Origin of the sequence: Streptomyces sp. P9-2, from assembly GCF_051903975.1 — a bacterium.
Taxonomy (GTDB): Bacteria; Actinomycetota; Actinomycetes; order Streptomycetales; family Streptomycetaceae; genus Streptomyces; species Streptomyces cellulosae.
The window spans coordinates 575,477-593,763 of the sequence record NZ_CP192633.1; the positions used below are offsets into that span (position 1 = coordinate 575,477).

The window sequence follows — 18,287 nt, forward strand, 5'->3', positions numbered from 1 at the left end:
TTACCTGCGGATTCGTCCACTCCGGGGGCCGTTGTCAGTGGGCTGCGGTAGCTTCCGAGGTGGTGGGCGCGAAGAGGCGCCGCCACGAGGCCGCTTGGGGTGGGTGGACGATGACGAACGGCACGGCGACGACGGACCTGGACGCCACGCTGGAGCAGTACCGGGTGGAGCTCACCGGGTACTGCTACCGGATGCTCGGTTCGTCCTTCGAGGCCGAGGACGCGGTGCAGGACACGATGATCCGTGCCTGGCGCAGCCTCGACAAGTTCGAGGGACGCTCCAGCCTCCGCTCCTGGCTCTACCGCATCGCGACGAACGTCTGCCTGGACATGCTGTCCGCGGGCAACAAGCGCGCCCGCCCGATGGATCTCACGGAGTCCACGCCGCTGGCGCAGGCCGCCCTGTCCCCCCGCCCGGACCACACCTGGCTGGAGCCGATGCCCGACGACCGGGTGCTGCCCACCCCCGCCGACCCGGCGGAGGCCGCGGTCGCCAAGGAGTCCGTGCGGCTGGCGTTCATGGCGGCGCTGCAGCGGCTGCCCGCCAAGCAGCGGGCGGTGCTGATCCTGCGCGAGGTGCTGGCGTGGAAGGCGAGCGAGGTCGCGGAGCTGCTGGGCACGTCGGTCGCGTCGGTCAACAGCGCGCTGCAGCGGGCCCGGGCGACGCTCGCCGAGCGGCAGGAGCCGGGCGCCGACGCGGCGGTCGCCGACCCGCTGGACGAGGACCAGAAGAAGCTCCTCGACCGGTACATGGCGGCCTTCGAGGGCTACGACATGTCGGCGCTGACCGCGCTGCTGCACGAGGACGCCATCATGACGATGCCGCCGTTCGACCTGTGGCTGACCGGCGCCGACGACATCACGGGCTTCATGACGACGATGGGCGCCTCCTGCGCGAACTCGAAGCTGGTGCCCGTCGAGGTCAACGGGCTGCCCGGCTTCGCGCACTACAAGCCCGACCCGGAGAACGGCGGGTACACGCCGTGGGCGATCCAGGCGCTGGAGATCTCAGACGGCCGGATCACCGGGTTCCACTGCTTCCTGGACACGCAGCGGTGGTTCCCGCTGTTCGGGCTGCCCCTCCGTCTCGAAGCGGAGACCGACGAGATCGAGCAGGGCACAGAGCGCGGCTGAGGGGTCGCGCAGCCGTATCCGCCCGCCGGCCCGGCGGGCGGTGAGCTGCAGCCGGGCCAGCAGGTTCACGGCGGCCAGGCCCGGCGGTCCCAGCCCTGCCACGTCGCACACCACGACACGGCCGTGCCCCCCGCCGTCCAGCAGGGCGCGCAACGCCTCGCACGGCCCGCTCACCTCGCCGGGGGTGAGGGGGCCGCTGAGCACGAGTACGGGCGGTGTCGTGGCATCCACGACCGGTAGACCGGCCGGAGACCTGTAACTCATCGCGCGGCGGTCCGTCGCGCGCGCCGAGGATCACATTGACCCGCGGCGGCCCTCCCCGGAGGGTTACCTGTATGCGCCATAGATCATCGCCCTCCCCGAGGCCCGGTGCCGTCCTCCGTCACGGGGAGCCGCCGTGCAGGGGGTGCTGAGCGGGTTCCTGGTGATCGCCGTCGTCATCGGCGTCGGCTACGTCATCGGACGGCGGGGGAATCTCGGCGCGCAGGGCAGCGAGGTGCTGACCAAGCTGGCGTTCCATGTGGCGTCCCCGGCGCTGCTGTTCACCACGCTGGCCCGCGCGGACCTGTCGGTGGTCTTCTCCGCGCGTCTGCTGGTCACCGCGCTGAGCACGGCGGCGATGGCGGGCGTCTTCGTCGCGGTGGGCGCGGCGCGCGGCTGGGGCGTCGGCCGCACCACCATCGGCGCCCTGTGCTCCAGCTACGTCAACTCCGGCAACCTGGGCATCCCGATCGCCGTGTACGTCCTCGGCGACGCCTCGCTGGTGGCGCCGGTGCTGCTGTTCCAGCTGGTCGGGGTCACGCCGGTCGCGCTGACGATCCTCGACCTGTCGACGGCGGGCGGGAAACAGCCGCTGTGGCGGCGGCTGCTCACCCCCTTGCGCAACCCGGTCGCGCTGGGGTCGCTCGCGGGGGTCGCGGTGTCGGCGGCGGGCGTGGAGATCCCCGGCCCGGTGTGGGACCCGGTACAGCTCATCGGCAACATGGCGGTCCCGGCGGTGCTGCTCGCCTTCGGCATCTCCCTGCGGGGCAGCACCCTGCCGCTGCGGAACGGCGACCGGGGCGCGGTGCTGCTGGCGGTGGGCCTGAAGGCGGTGGGCATGCCCCTGGTCGCCTGGGCGCTGGCGGCCGGCGTCTTCGGCCTCCACGGCGCCCACCTCCTGGACGTGGTGGTCACCTCGGCCCTGCCGGCCGCCCAGAACCTCTTCACCTACGCGAGCAGTTACGGCGTCGGCGAACGCCTGGCCCGCGAGTCCATCCTGATCTCGACGGCGCTCTCGGTCCCCGTCCTGGTGGCAGTGGCGGCGGTGCTGGGGTGATCAGGCCTCGGGGAACTCGGCCGTGTCGATGACCAGGTCGAAGGGCGGGGGGAGCTCGATCGGCTCGCCGAACTTCACGCTCTTCAACGGCCGGTAGACGTCGTCCTTCGGCTCACCGTAGAGCGTCACGGTCGGGCCGTCGGTGGCCCAGGCGTCGACCAACAGGTACAGGGGGATGCCGGCGGCCGCGTAGGCGGCGGGCTTGCTGACGCGGTCGTGGCGGGCGTTGGACTTCGAGGTGACCTCGACGACCAGTTCGGCCAGACCGGCCGGGATGTGGGTCTCGGACTCGGTGTGGTCGTGCACGGGCGCGACCATGAGATCCGGAATGAGCATGCCCAGGCGCGACGGCACAGCGATGGCAAGGGTCTGGAAGATCTCCCAGTCCTCGGGGATCGCGGAGTAGAGGCGGCGCTGAATACGGGCCGCGATCACGTTGTGGCGATACGCGGGAGCGGGTGACACGGTGACGATCCCCTCGATGATCTCCACCTTGCTGCCCTCGGGCCATTCCATCTCCTCCCAGAACCGGACGAGGTCGTCCCAGCTCTGCTCGGGGTCCTGGCTCACGGTGAGTGCGCTCATGGCGGTCTCCTTCGGTACGTCGCCGAGTACAGCATGACGAACGGGACCGGCGGGGGTCCACCGGTCCCGTTCACCCGAAAGGGGAAAGCCCTGGTCAGGCGATGCGCTCCAGGACCACCGGCGTGGCGGTGAAGTCCGCACCGGTACCGATGTCGAAGGAGCCCTCCAGGGACTGCAGCGCGTACTCGAAGCGGTCCGGGGTGTCCGTGTGGAGGGTGAGGAGGGGCTGGCCCTCGGTGACCTGGTCGCCGGGCTTGGCGTGCATCTCGACGCCCGCGCCCGCCTGCACCGGGTCCTCCTTGCGGGCGCGGCCCGCGCCGAGGCGCCAGGCGGCGACGCCGATGTCGTAGGCGTCCAGGCGGGTGAGGACGCCCGACGACGGGGCCTTCACGACGTGCTGCTCGCGGGCGACCGGGAGCTCGGCATCCGGGTCGCCGCCCTGCGCGGCGATCATGCGGCGCCAGACGTCCATCGCGGAGCCGTCGGCGAGGGCCTTCGCCGGGTCGGCGTCCTTCAGGCCGGCCGCGTCGAGCATCTCCCGGGCCAGCGCGATCGTCAGCTCGACGACATCCGCCGGGCCGCCGCCCGCGAGGACCTCGACGGACTCGCGGACCTCCAGGGCGTTGCCCGCGGTGAGGCCGAGGGGGGTGGACATGTCGGTGAGCAGGGCGACCGTCTTCACGCCGTGGTCGGTGCCGAGGCCCACCATGGTGGAGGCCAGCTCGCGGGCGTCCTCGATCGTCTTCATGAAGGCGCCGGAGCCTACCTTCACGTCCAGGACGAGCGAGCCGGTGCCCTCCGCGATCTTCTTCGACATGATCGAGGACGCGATCAGCGGGATCGCCTCGACCGTGCCGGTGACGTCGCGCAGGGCGTAGAGCTTCTTGTCCGCGGGGGCGAGTCCGTCGCCCGCCGCGCAGATCACCGCGCCGGTGGTGTCGAGGACGTGCAGCATCTCCTCGTTGGAGAGCAGGGCGCGCCAGCCGGGAACGGACTCCAGCTTGTCGAGGGTGCCGCCGGTGTGGCCGAGGCCGCGGCCGGAGAGCTGCGGGACGGCCGCGCCGCAGGCGGCGACCAGCGGCGCGAGCGGCAGGGTGATCTTGTCGCCGACGCCGCCGGTGGAGTGCTTGTCGGCGGTCGGGCGGGAGAGCGAGGAGAAGTCCATGCGCTCGCCGGAGGCGATCATCGCGGCGGTCCAGCGGGCGATCTCCCGGCGGTTCATGCCGTTGAGCAGGATCGCCATGGCGAGGGCCGACATCTGCTCGTCGGCCACCTCCCCGCGGGTGTACGCGTCGATGACCCAGTCGATCTGCTCGTCGGTGAGTTCGCCGCGGTCCCGCTTGGTGCGGATGACGGAGATGACGTCCATGGCCATGGCTGGCGTTCCTTCCGGGGTGCGAAGAGCACGGCCCCTCCGTTCGACGCCGCCCGGGATGCCGGGCGCCGTCGGGAGGGGCCGCACGGGAGTTACTTGGTGAGGTGCTGGGGGCCGAAGGCCTGGGGCAGCATCTCGGACAGGGTCAGGATGCCCTCGGGCGTCTCCAGCAGCAGTCCGGGTCCGCCGAACTCGTACAGCAGCTGACGGCAGCGGCCGCACGGGACGAGGATCTCGCCGCCGCCGTCCACGCACGTGAAGTGCGTGAGCCGGCCGCCCCCGGTGCGCTGCAGCTCCGAGACCAGTCCGCACTCGGCGCACAGGCCCAGTCCGTACGAGGCGTTCTCGACGTTGCAGCCGGTGACCGTGCGTCCGTCGTCGACCCGGGCCGCGACGCCGACCGGGTACCCCGAGTAGGGGGCGTAGGCGCAGGACATCGCGTCCCGCGCCGCCGCGCGCAGGGCGTCCCAGTCGACGTCGACGGCCGCGGTCACTTGCCCTGCCCCTTCCGGTACGGCATGCCGTCCGCCTTGGGCATGCGCAGCCGCTGGGCGGAGAGGGCGAGGACGACCAGGGTGACGACGTACGGGGTGGCGGCGACGACCTGGCTCGGGACCTCGTTGGTGCCGGCGTACCAGGCGAACACGAGGGCGCCGACCACGAAGGTGACGGCCGCCTGGACGTACTTCTTGCGGATCGCCAGCCAGATCGCGCCGATGACCAGCAGCAGCGCGCCGAGCAGCAGCAGGGCGTGCACGTTGGTGGAGCCGCCGCGCAGGTTGAGGCTGTCGGTGTAGCCGAAGAGGCCGGCGCCGATGGCGAGGCCGCCCGGCATCCAGTTGCCGAAGATCATCGCTGCGAGGCCGATGTAGCCGCGGCCGCTGGTCTGGCCCTCCAGGTAGAACGGGTTGGCCACGATGGACAGGAAGACGCCGCCGAGGCCGGCCAGCCCGCCGGAGATGATCACGGCGAGGTACTTGTACTTGTAGACGTTGACGCCGAGGGACTCGGCGGCCACCGGGTTCTCGCCGCAGGACCGCAGCCGCAGCCCGAACGGGGTGCGCCAGAGGATCCACCAGGTACCGGGGACGAGCGCGACGGCGATCAGGGTCAGCCAGGAGACGTTGGTGACCAGGCCGCCGAGCAGGCCCGCGATGTCCGAGATGAAGAACCAGCCCTTGGCGTTGAGGTCGCTCAGCCAGTCGGACAGCCCGGGCACGGTGAAGTGGCCGAGGGACTCGACCGCCGGGGACTGCTTGGCGGACCCGCCCTGGTGGCCCTCGAAGGCGAGGGGGGCCAGGTAGCGGGTGGCGCCGAGGGCGAGGATGTTGATCGCCACACCGGAGACGATGTGGTTGACGTTGAAGGTGACGGTCACGATGGCGTGCAGCAGGCCGCCGAGGCAGCCGCCGATCAGGCCGACGAGCACGCCGGTCCACGGACCCCACTGGAATCCGGCCCAGGCGCCGAACCAGGTGCCGAGGATCATCATGCCCTCGAGGCCGATGTTCACCACGCCCGCGCGCTCGGCCCACAGACCGCCGAGACCGGCGAGGCCGATCGGCACGGCGAGCTGGAGGGCGGTGGACATCTGGCTGACGTTGGTGATGCCGTCGGCGCCGGTGATCAGGCGCACGATCGAGGTCAGCGCCAGGGCTCCGGCGATGACCAGCAGCAGGACGGGCCAGGACATGCGGCGGCCGGTCGGCGGGGCGTGCTCCAGCGACGGCTGGTTGACGTCGGTCGCCGTGGTCGGAGCGGTCATCGGCCGGCCACCTCCTTCGTGGTGTTGTTGTCGGCGCCCAGGACGTGTCCCGCGGCGAGTTCGGCGCCGACCCGGCGCTGCTGACGGCGCAGGCCCCACTCGCGGACGGCCTCGTAGGAGACGACCACCGAGAGGACGATCAGGCCCTGCATGATGACCGCGATCTCCTTGTCGTAGCCGTGGAAGTCCAGCTCGGGCGACGCCTTGTCGAGCCAGGCCCACAGCAGGGCGGCGAAGACGATCCCGACCGGGCTGTTGCGGCCGAGCAGGGCGATGCCGATGCCGAGGAAGCCGATGCCGGTGGGGAAGTTCAGGTTGTACGTGTGGGAGTCACCGAGCAGGATCGGCAGGCCCGCGAGGCCGGCGATGGCGCCGGAGAGCAGCATGGCGGTGAGGACCATGCGCTTGGGGTCGACGCCGCTGGCGGCCGCGGCCGACTGGGACGCGCCGGAGGCGCGCAGGTCGAAGCCGAAGCGGGTGCGGTTGAGGACGACCCAGTAGCCGATGCCGAGCAGGACGGCGAGGATCACCAGGCCGTAGATCTCACCGGACTCGCCGAGGTCGATGCCGGGGATCCAGCCGGACTCGTACATCTCGCCGGTGGTGCTGTTGTTGCCGATCTTGACGCCGAAGACGTCCGGCTTCCACATGTACACGATCAGCGAGGTGGCGATCGCGTTCAGCATGATCGTCGCGACGACCTCGCTGACGCCGCGGGTGACCTTGAGGACGCCGGCGATGCCGGCCCAGAAGGCGCCGGTGCACACGGCGGTCAGCAGCAGCAGCGGCACCTGGAGGAACGCCGGCAGGTCGGCGTGCGCGCCGACGATGGCGGCCATCATCGCGCCGAGCTGGTACTGGCCGTCGACGCCGATGTTGAACAGGTTCATCCGGAAGCCGATGGCCACCGCCAGGGCCGCGATGTAGTACATCGAGGCCTGGTTGAGGATCAGCACCTGGACGTCCGAGTACCCGGCCTGCTCGAACATGAGGGCGAACGGCTCGACGGGGTTCTTGCCGGAGGCGACCAGCACGATCGCGCTCAGCACGAAGGCCACGGCGAGCGCGATGACCGGGCCGGCCACGGCGAGGAGCACGCGCTCCTTGTCGAACTTCTTCATCAGCGGGCCTCGTCTTCCGGAGACTCGGGCGACTTGGACACGTCGGCCTGGGTCTCGGCAGGGGTCTCTTCGTGTTCGAGGTGGCCCTCGGCGGCGCCGGTCATGGCGGTGCCGAGTTCCTCCGGGGTGATGGTGGCCGGGTCGGCGTCGGCGACCAGCTTGCCGTCGTAGATCACGCGGAGGGTGTCGGACAGGCCGATCAGCTCGTCCAGGTCGGCGGAGATCAGCAGCACGGCCAGGCCCTCGCGGCGGGCCTCGCGGATGTGGTCCCAGATCGCGGCCTGCGCGCCGACGTCCACACCGCGGGTGGGGTGGGCGGCGATCAGGAAGCGCGGCTTGTGGCTCATCTCGCGGCCGACGATCAGCTTCTGCTGGTTGCCGCCGGACAGGGAGGCCGCGGTGACGTCGATGCCGGGGGTGCGGACGTCGTACTGCTCGACGATCCGGCGGGTGTCCTCCTGGGCGGCCTTCGGGTCCAGCCAGACACCCTTGGCGTTGGGCCTCTCGGTGACGTGGCCGAGGATGCGGTTCTCCCAGAGGGGCGCCTCGAGCAGCAGGCCGTGGCGGTGGCGGTCCTCGGGGATGTAGCCGATGCCCTCCACGCGGCGCTTTCGGGTGGGCCAGGCGGTGATCTCCTCGTCGGCCAGCCGGATGACGCCGGAGTCGGCGTGGCGCAGACCGATGAGGGCGTCGACCAGTTCGGTCTGGCCGTTGCCCTCGACGCCGGCGATGCCCAGGACCTCGCCCTCGTGGATGGTGAAGGAGATGTCGTCCAGGAGGGCCTTGCCGCCGGGGGCGGCCAGGCGCAGCTTGTCGACGGTGATGACGGGCCGGTCGGTGACCGTGGACTCGGCCGTCTCCGGGGTGGGCAGCTCGCTGCCGACCATCAGCTCGGCCAGCTGGCGCGGGGTGGTCTCGGAGGGCACGGCGGTGCCGACCGTGGTGCCGCGGCGGATGACGGTGATGTCGTCGGCGACGGACAGCACCTCGCCCAGCTTGTGCGAGATGAAGATGACGGACAGGCCCTCGGCCTTCAGCTCGCGCAGGTTGTCGAAGAGCGCGTCGACCTCCTGCGGGACCAGCACGGCGGTCGGCTCGTCGAGGATCAGGGTGGTGGCGCCGCGGTAGAGGACCTTGAGGATCTCCACGCGCTGGCGGGCGGCGACGCCCAGCTCCTCGACCAGGACGTCGGGGCGCACCTCCAGGCCGTAGCGCTCGGACAGCTCCTTGATGCGGCGGCGGGCCTTGCCGCCGATGCCGTGAAGCTTCTCGCTGCCGAGGACGACGTTCTCGAGGACGGTGAGGTTGTCGGCCAGCATGAAGTGCTGGTGCACCATGCCGATGCCGCGCGCGATGGCGTCGGCGGGCGAGGAGAAGTTCACCTGTTCTCCGTCGACCGTGATGGTGCCCTCGTCCGGCTTCTGCATGCCGTAGAGGATCTTCATCAGGGTCGACTTGCCGGCGCCGTTCTCGCCGACGAGGGCGTGGACGGTGCCCTTGCGGACGGTCAGGTGGATGTCGTGGTTGGCGACGACACCGGGGAAGCGCTTGGTGATCCCGGCGAGCTCCACGGCGGTCACCGTCTTGTGGACCGCCGCTCCGGCCGGAGGGCTGCTGGACGCGTTGATGACGCACTCTCCTGGGGACGGGGGCCGTCTACGCGCGTAGCGCCCCTTCGGCATACAAAGGGGTGGCACACCTGACCGACGGGGTGCGAGGAGCCAGGCTCCTCGCACCCCGTCGAGCGGTCGCGACCCCGCGGTGGTTCAGGGTGTGACTCAGCTCGACTTGACCTTGATCTCGCCGCTGATGATCTTCTCCTTGGCCGTCTCGATGGCTTCCTGGAGCTCGGCGTCGTCCGCGAACTTCGGGTTGGAGTTCGACAGGCTCACCTCACCCGTCTTGAGATCGCCCTTGACGATACCGGTCGCGGGCTTACCGTCCTCGACCGACTTCGCCAGGTTGTAGACCGCCTTGGCGACGTCCTTCATCGCCGAGGTCAGGATCGAGTCCTTGAACTTGACGAGGGCTTCCTGCTTGTACTGGTCGGAGTCGACACCGATCGCCCACACCTTGTTGGCGGCGGCGGCCTCGATGACACCCTGACCGGACAGACCGGCGGCCGCGTACACGACGTCGGCCTTCTTCTCGATCTGGCCCTCGGCGGCGCTCTTGCCCTTGTCGGGGCTGGAGAAGCCGCCCTCCTCCGCGGTCTGCGTGAGGAACTGGGAGATGACCTTGACCTTGGGGTCGGTGTCCTTGACGCCCTGCTCGAAGCCGGCGCGGAACTTGTGGATCAGCGGGATGTCCACACCGCCCACGAAGCCGACGACGTCGGTCTTGGTGCTCTTGGCGGCGGCGACACCGGCCAGGTAGGAGGCCTGCTCCTCGGAGAACACCAGGTCGGCGACGTTGTCCGCCTCGACGGTGGCGTCGTCGACGATGCCGAAGGTGGTGTCGGGGAACTTCTCCGCGGCGGCCTTCACGGCGGACGCGTAGGCATAGCCGACGCCGACGATCGGGTTGTAGCCCTGCTTCGCCAGCGAGACGAGGCGCTGTTCCTTGTCGGCGTCGGTCTCACCGTCGGTGGGCTCGACGTCGGCCGTCTCGTAGCCGAACTCCTTCTTCGCCTTCTCCAGGCCCGCGTACGCGGCGTCGTTGAAGGACTGGTCGCCCTTGCCGCCGACGTCGTACGCGATGGCGAGGCCCTTGCCCTCCTTCGACTCCGAGGAGCCCGAGGAGGTCGAGGTGCCGCCGCAGGCGGAGAGGGCGAGGGCCAGGGAGGCGGTCGCTGCGCCTGCGACCGTGATCCGGGAAATCCGGCGCATGTGTGGTGCTCCTAGTCGTACAAGCGCCGGGAACGGTACGGGGTACGGCGCTGGCTTCGCCGCAGATTAACGCGCGTAGACCTGCCTGAAAACCCCTTCTGTCCACCTTGTTATGCGCCCGTGTTCAAGTCGGTTCCGCCTGCCGGGACGGGGTGTCGCTGTTCGCGAACGCAGGGTGGCGGTGGGTGAGCGTGAAGCCCGTTCCGGGTGCCGTTTTCCCGGGCGTACGACGAAGCGGGCGGGCGCCAGGTGCGCGCCCGCCCGCTTCGTACGGGAGGTCGGTGCCGGACCGCGTCCGGCACCCGGATCACTCCGTGTTGACCTTGATGGTGCCGTCGGTGATGCCCTTCTTGGCCGCGTCCACGGCTTCCTTCAGGCCCGGGATCTCGGCCATCTTGGGGTTGCTGTCGGACAGGCCGACGCCGTTGACCTTGAGGTCGAAGACCTGCGTGCCGGTGAGCGGCTTGCCGTCCTCGACCGACTTGGTCAGCGTGTAGACCGCGCCGCCGACGTCCTTCAGGGCGGAGGTGAGGATGTAGTCCTTGTAGCCGGCGAGGGCTTCCTGGTTGTACTGGTCGGAGTCGACGCCGATCGCCCACACCTTGGCCTTGGCCGCGGCCTCGATGACGCCCTGGCCGGAGAGGCCGGCCGCCTGGTAGATGACGTCCGCGCCCTTCTCGATCTGGCCCTCGGCGGCGGCCTTGCCCTTGTCGGGGCTGGAGAAGCCGCCCTCCTCCGCGGTCTGCGTCAGGTACTGCGAGACGACCTTGACCTTGGCGTTGGTGTCCTTGACGCCCTGCTCGTAACCGGCCTGGAACTTGTGGATGAGCGGGATGTCCACGCCGCCGACGAAGCCGACGGTGTTGCTCTTGGTGGCCTTGGCGGCGGCGACGCCGGCCAGGTAGGAGGCCTGCTCCTCGGCGAAGACCAGGGAGGCGACGTTCTCGCCCTCGACGACGGAGTCGACGATGCCGAAGGTGGTGTCGGGGTACTTGGCGGCGACGGCCTCCATCGCGGGGCCGTAGGCGAAGCCCACGCCGATGACCGGGTTGTAGCCCTGGCGGGCCAGCGAGGCCAGGCGCTGCTCCTTGTCCGCGTCGGTCTCGCCCTCGGTGGGCTCGACGTCGGCGGTCTTGAAGCCGAATTCCTCCTTGGCCTTGGTGAGGCCGGCGAATGCGGCGTCGTTGAAGGACTGGTCGCCCTTGCCGCCGATGTCGTAGGCGATGGCGACGCCGAGGTCGTCCTTGGAACCGCCGCTGTCACCGTTGTCACTGCTGGTTCCGCCGCAGGCGGTGGCGGCGAGCGCGAGCGAAGCGACCCCCACCGCTACGCGGGTCAGTTTGGATATCCGACGCATCTGAAGTTCCCCATTCTCCAAAGCCCCGCAGCGGGTGCTCGGTTCGGCGCACATTAACGCGCGTAGACACTCCTGGGAACGGGGTCGAGCGGGGCCGTTATCCATTCGTGCCGATGGCCGGTTACGCCCTTGTGAACCAGGGGGTCGCAGGGGAGCGAAACGGGCATACGCGTCTGCACGGCCCCCACGCTGCACCCCCGGGGAGCGGGCCGCAAGCGGAAAGGGCCGGGCGGAGGGGCCCCGGGGGGGTGCGACACGAAAGCGCGCCTCCAGGCGCCGTCGGGTGCACACCCCTCAGGGGCGCGGGGAACCGCGCGCTCCGCCACGGACGGCCGGCCGCGTCCCCGTCGGACACGGCCGGCCTCGCCCGTACGCCGTCTACCGCAGCGCGTCCAGCAGGGCCGCCGCGGTGAACAGCTCCACGCCGACGGTGATGGCGTGCTCGTCCACGTCGAAGTCGCCCTGGTGCAGGTCGCGCACGATGCGCTCGCCGGGGGTGCGGACGCCGAGGCGGGCCATGGCGCCGGGGACGCGCTCCAGGTACCAGGAGAAGTCCTCGCCGCCCAGGCTCTGTTCGGTGCCCTCGACGGCCTCCGTGCCGCGGCGGGCGATCATCGCGTCGCGCAGCAGCTCGGTGGCCCCGGCCTCGTTCACGACCGGCGGGACGCCCCGGACGTAGTTGATCGCCGACTTGGCGCGGTGCAGATTGGCCACCTCGTCGATGGCCGCGACCACGATGTCCGGGGCCTGCCGCCAGGTCTCCAGGTCCAGGCAGCGGACCGTGCCGGACAGTTCGGCGTGCTGCGGGATGACGTTGGGCGCGTGGCCGGACTCGACCCGGCCCCAGGTGACGGCGAGGCCGCTGCGGGTGTCCACCCGGCGGCCGACCAGCGCGGGCACGTCGGTGACGACGCGGGCGGCGGCGGTGACCAGGTCGGTGGTCAGATGCGGGCGGGCGGTGTGGCCGCCGGGGCCCTCCAGGGCGATCTCCAGCCGGTCGCAGGCGGAGGTGATGGCGCCCTGGCGCAGACCGATCCTGCCGGCGTCGACGCGCGGGTCGCAGTGCACGGCGAGGATCCGGCCGACGCCCTCGAGCGCGCCGTCGGCGATGACGTCGGCGGCGCCGCCGGGCAGCACCTCCTCGGCGGGCTGGAAGATCAGCCGGACCGGGCGGGGCAGCAGGCCCTGGCGGTGCAGCTCGGCCAGGACCAGGCCGGCGCCGAGCACCACGGTGGTGTGGACGTCGTGACCGCAGGCGTGGGCGCGGTCGGGCACGGTGGACCGGTAGGCGCAGCCGGCCTTCATGTCGGGGATGGGCAGCGCGTCGATGTCGGCGCGCAGGGCGAGCATGGCGGCGTCGGTGCCGGCCTCCTCGTCCGTCCCGATGTCACAGATCACCCCGGTCCCGCTGGAGAGTACGCGGGGGCGCAGGCCCACGCGCTGCAGGCGCTCCTTGATCGCGGCGGTCGTGCGGAACTCCTGGTTGCCCAGCTCCGGGTGCATGTGGAGGTCTCGCCGGAACGCCACGAGTTCCGCGCGCAGTGCCTCGGGCAGCGCGCCGGGGAGCACCGCTCCCCCGGGGAGATCGATCTCGGACTCCAGTGACATCAGTGGCTTCACCCTTTGAAGAGTAGGGCTCCGAAGCGCTCCACCGACCCCTGATCAAGAAAAATCAGCCCGTTGGAGGGAGAAAATCCGGCTGCCCTACGCATAGCCGTTCAGCGAGATGGGTACACTCACCGCCCTTTCGGGAGGGTAGGGGCGCTCGGCCTGCCCGGCCATGAGGTCGGTCACAGCCCCCGCGCGGGCGTCGGCGCCTTCCGTACCTTCACGGTTACCACGTCCGGCCCAACCCACACTGACCGGTTCATCTGGCGGACAGCGGGCCGGTGTCCGGGGGCGTGGCGGGGCGCAGGGGGTGGGCGCCGCGCGCGGTTCCGACGACGTCGGCGAGGAAGCCGCGGGCGCGCGGGGAGGCGTGGGCGGTGAGCCACGCCGGGTCGATGTCGCACACCGAGATGCGCACATCAGTTCCAGCGAGTGCGAGCGGCAGCGTGTGGACGACGGTGGACGGGAAGCTGACGACCGTACGGCCCACGGGGCCGCGGCGGGCGACGAGTTCGAGGGGGAGTTCGGGGCGGACGATCTCCAGGCCGGTCTCCACGGCCAGCCGGTGCAGCTTCTCGGTGGTCTCGCGGCGGTGCGCGAAGTAGCGCCGGGCGCCGTGGGTCCGGGCGAGCGCGCCGACCGCCGCCACGTAGGCGTCGGCGTCCACCACGCCCGTCTCGACCAGGGAGGTGCCCACCAGGTCGGCGCCCCGGGTGACGCGCGGGGGTCCGAAGCGGTCGCGGGTCCAGGCGAAGGTGTGGGCGCGGACGGTGACGCCGGGCGGGACGTCCGCCATCGGCATGGAGGTGAACACCTCCACGCCGCGGCCGTCGCCGGGGGTGAGCCGGCGGCGGGCGGCGGCGGAGACCGGGGCGAGGGCCAGGTCGCGGGGGCCCGGGCGGCCGCCCTTGCGGTGCCAGCGCACCAGGCGTTCGCCGCGGGCGAGCTGACCGGCGAACTCCATGGTCGCCGTGCCGTCGTCGACGACCACCACCTCGGGCGCCCGGGTGATCGTCAGCAGCAGCTGCACGTACCGGGAGAACGGGTCGCCGAGGACGACCCTGCGGGCCCGGCGCAGCGGCACGGCGAGGCCGCCTATGGTGCGCAGCGGGGCGGACGCTCCCCCGCGCGCCTCCTCCCAGCGGACGTCGTGCCCCTCCTCGCGGGCCAGTTCGGCCATGCGGCGGAGCTGGCCGCGGGTCATCGGGTCGACCGGGGACAGCACCACGAGGGCGAGTCCCGCGCCGGGCGCGTGGGTGTGCGCCCACTCCAGCACGTTGAGCAGCTGGACCGGACTCTCCACGAAGGCGAGCGTGCGGGGGCCGGTGCGGCCGGCGCGGGGGCTCATCGACGTACGACCGTTCCCGTCGTAGGGGTGGGCGGGGGCGGGTCAGACCGACACGGGCTCGCCGGCGGCCGTGGCGATCTCCGCCTCGGCGACGGCGCCGGCCACCCGGCGCAGCTTCTTCATCGGGCCGAGCTCGGACTCGTAGACCTTCTTCACGCCGTCGCCGAGGGAGGCCTCGATGGTGCGGATGTCGCGGACCAGGCGGGCCAGGCCCTGCGGCTCGACGGAGGCGGCCTGGTCGGAGCCCCACATGGCGCGGTCGAGGGTGATGTGCCGCTCGACGAAGCAGGCGCCGAGGGCGACGGCGGCGAGGGTGGTCTGCAGGCCGGTCTCGTGGCCGGAGTAGCCGATCGGGACGTTCGGGTACTCGGCCCGGAGGGTGTTGATGACCCGCAGGTTCAGCTCCTCCGCCTTCGCCGGGTAGGTGGAGGTGGCGTGGCAGAGCAGGATGTTGTCGCTGCCGAGCACCTCGACCGCGTGGCGGATCTGCTTCGGGGTGGACATGCCGGTGGACAGGATGACCGTGCGGCCGGTGGCGCGCAGTTCGCGCAGCAGCTCGTCGTCGGTGAGGGAGGCGGAGGCCACCTTGTGGGCGGGCACGTCGAACTTCTCCAGGAAGGCGACGGCCTCGGTGTCCCACGGGGAGGCGAACCAGGCGATGCCCTTCTCCTTGCAGTACGCGTCGATCTGCCGGTACTCGTCCTCGCCGAACTCCACGCGGTGCCGGTAGTCGATGTACGTCATCCGGCCCCAGGGGGTGTCGCGTTCGATGTCCCACTGGTCGCGGGGGGTGCAGATCTCGGGGGTGCGCTTCTGGAACTTGACGGCGTCGCAGCCGGCGTCGGCGGCCGCGTCGATCAGCCGGAAGGCGTTGTCGAGGTCGCCGTTGTGGTTGATGCCGATCTCGCCGGTGACGTAGACGGGGCGGCCGGGGCCGGCCTCGCGGGTGCCGAGGGTGCGGATGCGGGAGTCGCTCATGACCAGGGTTTCCTTACTGGGGGTCTTACCGGGGGAGGGAATCGAGAGAGGGACCGAGGATCCAGCCGGCGATCTCTCGGATCGCGCCGTCACCGCCGCGGAGGGTGGTGACCGCGCGGGCGGCGCCGCGTACGGCGTCGTGGGCGCTCGCGACCGCCACGGGCCAGCCGACGAGGGCGAAGCACGGGAGGTCGTTGACGTCGTTGCCGACGTAGAGCACGCGTTCGGGCGCGATGCCCTGCTCCTCGCACCACTGCTTGAGGGCGAGGTCCTTGCGGTCGACGCCGTGCAGCACGGGGATCCGGAGCTTGCGCGCGCGGGCGGCGACGACCGGGTTCTGTTCGGTGGACAGGATCAGCAGCTTCAGGCCGCCGCGGCGCAGGGCGGCGACGCCGAGGCCGTCGCCGCGGTGCACGGAGACGAACTCCCGTCCGTCCGCGTCGATCAGCACCCGGTCGTCGGTCTGGGTGCCGTCGAAGTCGAGGACCACCGCGTCGATGTCGTCGGCGGTGGGCAGGCCGGTGCGGCCGGCGTCGAGGAGCGGCGCGAGGGCGCGGGCCCGGGCGAGGTCGTGCGGGTCGTCGACCTCCAGGACGCGCGCGGGGTCGGTGCGCACGAGCTCGGTGCGGCCGAAGAAGCGGTGGCGGTGCTCGCGCAGGCCCGCGGCGTCCATGGCGTAGGCGGCGCCGGTCTCCAGGAAGTCCTGGGGGCGGTCCTGGCGGCGGGGGCGGACGGCCTTGTCGTGGTTGACGCCGTGCGCTCCGCGGGCCGTCCGGGCCGCTTGCCCGGCGGCCGGGGCTTCTCGCCCGGCTGTCGCGGCGGCGATCTCGGCCGTGCCTGCGGCGACCTCGGCGGCCCCGGTGCCGGTCCCGACCAGCCCGGCGGCCGAATCGGCCGCTCCGGCGGCCGTCTCGCGCCAGACGAAGCCGTGGAACGGGGCGACCGTCACCGCCGTGTCGGCGGCGCCGTGGGCGACCGCGGCGGCCACCCCGTCGACGTCCTCGCGGGTGAGGAAGGGGCTGGTGCACTGCACGAGCAGGACGACGTCCACGCGTGCGCCGTGCAGCTCCTCGTGGGCGTCCAGGGCGTGCAGCACGGCCGCCTCGGAGGTCGCGGTGTCCCCGGCGAGGTCCACGGGCCGCAGCACGACCTCGGCGCCCGCCTGCCGCGCGGTCTCGGCGATGGCCGCGTCGTCGGTGGAGACGACCACGTGGGTGACGTGCCGGGCGGCGCGGCACTCCCGGACGGCGCGGGTCACCAGGGGCACGCCGCCGACGGGGGCGAGGTTCTTCGCGGGGACGCCCTTGGAGCCGCCGCGCGCGGGGATCACGGCGAGCACCCGGCGCACGGCCGGAGAGTGGGACATGGAGTCAGCTCCTCAGAAGGGGGTGGGGGTGGTCACAGCTCGCCCATGCGGCGGATCACGGGCGCCACGCGCTGCACGCCGTGGCGGTAGGCGCCGCGTGCGGTGCGGCGCACGATCCGCCGGACGGGGCCGGGCTCCCGGTCCGCGGCGGGCGCGCCGGGCAGCGGCGTCCCGTCGGGGCCGAGGTGGTGGCGGGCGAGGACGCCGGGCAGATAGCCGGGCGCGGTGACGGGCGTGTAGTACGGGGTGAGCGGCGGGAGTCCGCCGGGTGCGTCGAGCAGTTCGGCGATACGGGCGCGGGCCGTGTCGAAGGCCGTCGCGTACGTGCCGTCCGCGGCGACGCCCTGCCGGGCCAGCCACTGCTCGTCGGGCTCCGGGCGGCGTCCGGCGTCGAGCTGGTCCCAGGAGGCGAGGCAGCCGGAGCCGACGAAGTGGTGGTTGCCGAGCGCCTCGCGGATGCCGAGGTCGGTGAGGACCGCGGTGGGGACGCCCCGGTGCAGGGCCTCCAGGGCGGCCGTCGAGCTGACGGTGACGAGCAGGTCGGTGCGGTCCAGGACCTCGCCCATGTGCCCGTAGACCAGGCGCAGGTTGGCGGGCAGGTCGAGGCCGCGCGCCAGCTTCTGGTAGGGCAACTCCTCGATGTGCGTGGTGTGTTCACCGGGCCGGGAGCGCAGCTTCAGCAGCACCTCGCGGTCCGGGTGGCGGCGGGCGTGCTCCACCAGCCGGTTCAGCAGGTACGCGCGGTCCGCGCGGGTGTCCGGCACGGACGGCTGGGCGGCGAACACCACCGTGTACGGCTCGTGGACGCCGGTGTGGGGCGCTCCCCCGAGGAACGGCAGCGCGACCTCGGTGACCGCGTCCGCACCGGCGCCGACGCCCTCGTACACGGCGCGGAAACGCTCGGCGTCCTGGCGGGAGTTGGCCAGCACCAGGTCGGCGCCGTGGCGCAGCAGCAGGCCGTCGGTGAGCTTCTCGTAGACGACGCCGACGTAACCGGTGACGACGACGGGCCGGCGGGGCCGGTCCTCCCAGACGCGCCGCAGCCCGTGGAGCATCGCCTGCACCCCGCCGCCGACCAGCGCGAGCACGAGGACGTCGCAGGCCTCCTCGTCCATGGCGCGCAGGAACTCGGCCGCGGTGACCTCCCGCAGGGAGTCCGCGCGGACCCCGACCTCGCCGAGCTGGCGGGCGGTGGGCGTGGCGCGGCCCCGCAGCAGAAATCCGTCCAGGCGGATGTCGCGCGGCGCGATGCGTTTCGCGGTGAGCGTGCCCCATTTCCAGCGGGTGTCGGAATCCGCGAGGACCGCCACCCTGAGGGGCTTCGTTGCACTTGCTGGCACGCCTTGGACGCTAGGAACCGAATTCCGCGAACGGCCCAACCGCGTCTCAACGAAAAGTTAACAACATCCCACCGAGAACCGAACCGGCCTGGGAAAACACCCGAGGTAGAAGCGGTCCACCGGACCGACACATCGAGTTCACCGTCCGTACGGCCGACGGAAAGA

The 18,287-nt window shown here is 71.8% G+C and carries 15 protein-coding genes and 1 pseudogene; 2 read left to right on the top strand and 14 right to left on the bottom strand.

What is annotated here, in order from left to right; all coding sequences use genetic code 11:
- Positions 1 to 110 precede the first annotated feature (110 nt).
- Positions 111 to 1,133, top strand: a complete 1,023-nt coding sequence (locus tag ACQY0Z_RS02650; protein ID WP_189898640.1) for a sigma-70 family RNA polymerase sigma factor — start codon at positions 111 to 113, stop codon at positions 1,131 to 1,133.
- 21 nt (positions 1,134 to 1,154) lie between these two features.
- On the opposite strand, the pseudogene ACQY0Z_RS02655 reads toward ACQY0Z_RS02650, so the two are convergent.
- Positions 1,155 to 1,397: pseudogene (locus tag ACQY0Z_RS02655) on the bottom strand (STAS domain-containing protein); the annotation flags it as partial.
- A gap of 133 nt (positions 1,398 to 1,530) precedes the next feature.
- On the opposite strand from ACQY0Z_RS02655, the gene ACQY0Z_RS02660 reads away from it, so the two are divergent.
- Entirely contained in the window at positions 1,531 to 2,451 is a 921-nt protein-coding gene (locus tag ACQY0Z_RS02660; protein ID WP_439811784.1) for an AEC family transporter, read from the top strand.
- Here ACQY0Z_RS02660 and ACQY0Z_RS02665 read toward each other — a convergent pair whose 3' ends face one another.
- The 13 genes from ACQY0Z_RS02665 to ACQY0Z_RS02725 form a co-directional block, all read right to left on the bottom strand.
- The gene (locus ACQY0Z_RS02665) at positions 2,452 to 3,036 is read right to left on the bottom strand and encodes a Uma2 family endonuclease (protein ID WP_137210020.1); all 585 of its coding nucleotides are present in this window, start codon (positions 3,034 to 3,036) and stop codon (positions 2,452 to 2,454) included.
- 94 nt (positions 3,037 to 3,130) lie between these two features.
- Entirely contained in the window at positions 3,131 to 4,411 is a 1,281-nt protein-coding gene (locus tag ACQY0Z_RS02670; protein WP_381730325.1) for a thymidine phosphorylase, read from the bottom strand.
- A gap of 92 nt (positions 4,412 to 4,503) precedes the next feature.
- Positions 4,504 to 4,905, bottom strand: a complete 402-nt coding sequence (locus tag ACQY0Z_RS02675; protein ID WP_189898647.1) for a cytidine deaminase — start codon at positions 4,903 to 4,905, stop codon at positions 4,504 to 4,506.
- Entirely contained in the window at positions 4,902 to 6,176 is a 1,275-nt protein-coding gene (locus tag ACQY0Z_RS02680; protein ID WP_189898649.1) for an ABC transporter permease, read from the bottom strand. The genes ACQY0Z_RS02675 and ACQY0Z_RS02680 overlap by 4 nt, the downstream gene beginning before the upstream one ends.
- Positions 6,173 to 7,297, bottom strand: coding sequence for an ABC transporter permease (locus ACQY0Z_RS02685; RefSeq protein ID WP_189898651.1), 1,125 nt, complete (start codon positions 7,295 to 7,297; stop codon positions 6,173 to 6,175). Before ACQY0Z_RS02685 ends, ACQY0Z_RS02680 begins: the two co-directional genes overlap by 4 nt.
- The gene (locus ACQY0Z_RS02690) at positions 7,297 to 8,877 is read right to left on the bottom strand and encodes an ABC transporter ATP-binding protein (RefSeq protein WP_189898653.1); all 1,581 of its coding nucleotides are present in this window, start codon (positions 8,875 to 8,877) and stop codon (positions 7,297 to 7,299) included. Before ACQY0Z_RS02690 ends, ACQY0Z_RS02685 begins: the two co-directional genes overlap by 1 nt.
- Positions 8,878 to 9,075: 198 nt before the next feature.
- Positions 9,076 to 10,125 (bottom strand): BMP family lipoprotein, encoded by a 1,050-nt coding sequence (locus ACQY0Z_RS02695; protein ID WP_189898655.1) that lies wholly within the window; start codon positions 10,123 to 10,125, stop codon positions 9,076 to 9,078.
- Positions 10,126 to 10,432: 307 nt separating this feature from the next.
- Positions 10,433 to 11,482 (bottom strand): BMP family ABC transporter substrate-binding protein, encoded by a 1,050-nt coding sequence (locus ACQY0Z_RS02700; protein WP_189898657.1) that lies wholly within the window; start codon positions 11,480 to 11,482, stop codon positions 10,433 to 10,435.
- A gap of 378 nt (positions 11,483 to 11,860) precedes the next feature.
- The gene (locus ACQY0Z_RS02705) at positions 11,861 to 13,090 is read right to left on the bottom strand and encodes a M20 family metallopeptidase (protein WP_439811785.1); all 1,230 of its coding nucleotides are present in this window, start codon (positions 13,088 to 13,090) and stop codon (positions 11,861 to 11,863) included.
- 259 nt (positions 13,091 to 13,349) lie between these two features.
- Complete coding sequence (locus ACQY0Z_RS02710; RefSeq protein ID WP_189898661.1) at positions 13,350 to 14,438, bottom strand: hypothetical protein; 1,089 nt, start codon at positions 14,436 to 14,438, stop codon at positions 13,350 to 13,352.
- Between the two features lie 42 nt (positions 14,439 to 14,480).
- The gene (locus ACQY0Z_RS02715; protein WP_189898663.1) at positions 14,481 to 15,416 is read right to left on the bottom strand and encodes an N-acetylneuraminate synthase family protein; all 936 of its coding nucleotides are present in this window, start codon (positions 15,414 to 15,416) and stop codon (positions 14,481 to 14,483) included.
- A 25-nt stretch (positions 15,417 to 15,441) separates the two neighbouring features.
- Complete coding sequence (locus tag ACQY0Z_RS02720; RefSeq protein WP_439811786.1) at positions 15,442 to 16,782, bottom strand: cytidylyltransferase domain-containing protein; 1,341 nt, start codon at positions 16,780 to 16,782, stop codon at positions 15,442 to 15,444.
- A gap of 32 nt (positions 16,783 to 16,814) precedes the next feature.
- Positions 16,815 to 18,122, bottom strand: coding sequence for a DUF6716 putative glycosyltransferase (locus ACQY0Z_RS02725; RefSeq protein WP_347224753.1), 1,308 nt, complete (start codon positions 18,120 to 18,122; stop codon positions 16,815 to 16,817).
- Positions 18,123 to 18,287: the final 165 nt, after the last annotated feature.

Excerpts from the sequence above, each read along its gene's own strand:
- ACQY0Z_RS02650 (WP_189898640.1), top strand. The coding sequence starts at position 111 with ATGACGAACGGCACGGCGACGACGGACCTGGACGCCACGCTGGAGCAG.
- ACQY0Z_RS02665 (WP_137210020.1), bottom strand. The coding sequence starts at position 3,036 with ATGAGCGCACTCACCGTGAGCCAGGACCCCGAGCAGAGCTGGGACGAC.
- ACQY0Z_RS02670 (WP_381730325.1), bottom strand. The coding sequence starts at position 4,411 with ATGGCCATGGACGTCATCTCCGTCATCCGCACCAAGCGGGACCGCGGC.
- ACQY0Z_RS02680 (WP_189898649.1), bottom strand. The coding sequence starts at position 6,176 with ATGACCGCTCCGACCACGGCGACCGACGTCAACCAGCCGTCGCTGGAG.
- ACQY0Z_RS02685 (WP_189898651.1), bottom strand. The coding sequence starts at position 7,297 with ATGAAGAAGTTCGACAAGGAGCGCGTGCTCCTCGCCGTGGCCGGCCCG.
- ACQY0Z_RS02695 (WP_189898655.1), bottom strand. The coding sequence starts at position 10,125 with ATGCGCCGGATTTCCCGGATCACGGTCGCAGGCGCAGCGACCGCCTCC.
- ACQY0Z_RS02700 (WP_189898657.1), bottom strand. The coding sequence starts at position 11,482 with ATGCGTCGGATATCCAAACTGACCCGCGTAGCGGTGGGGGTCGCTTCG.
- ACQY0Z_RS02705 (WP_439811785.1), bottom strand. The coding sequence starts at position 13,090 with ATGTCACTGGAGTCCGAGATCGATCTCCCCGGGGGAGCGGTGCTCCCC.
- ACQY0Z_RS02710 (WP_189898661.1), bottom strand. The coding sequence starts at position 14,438 with ATGAGCCCCCGCGCCGGCCGCACCGGCCCCCGCACGCTCGCCTTCGTG.
- ACQY0Z_RS02715 (WP_189898663.1), bottom strand. The coding sequence starts at position 15,416 with ATGAGCGACTCCCGCATCCGCACCCTCGGCACCCGCGAGGCCGGCCCC.
- ACQY0Z_RS02720 (WP_439811786.1), bottom strand. The coding sequence starts at position 16,782 with ATGTCCCACTCTCCGGCCGTGCGCCGGGTGCTCGCCGTGATCCCCGCG.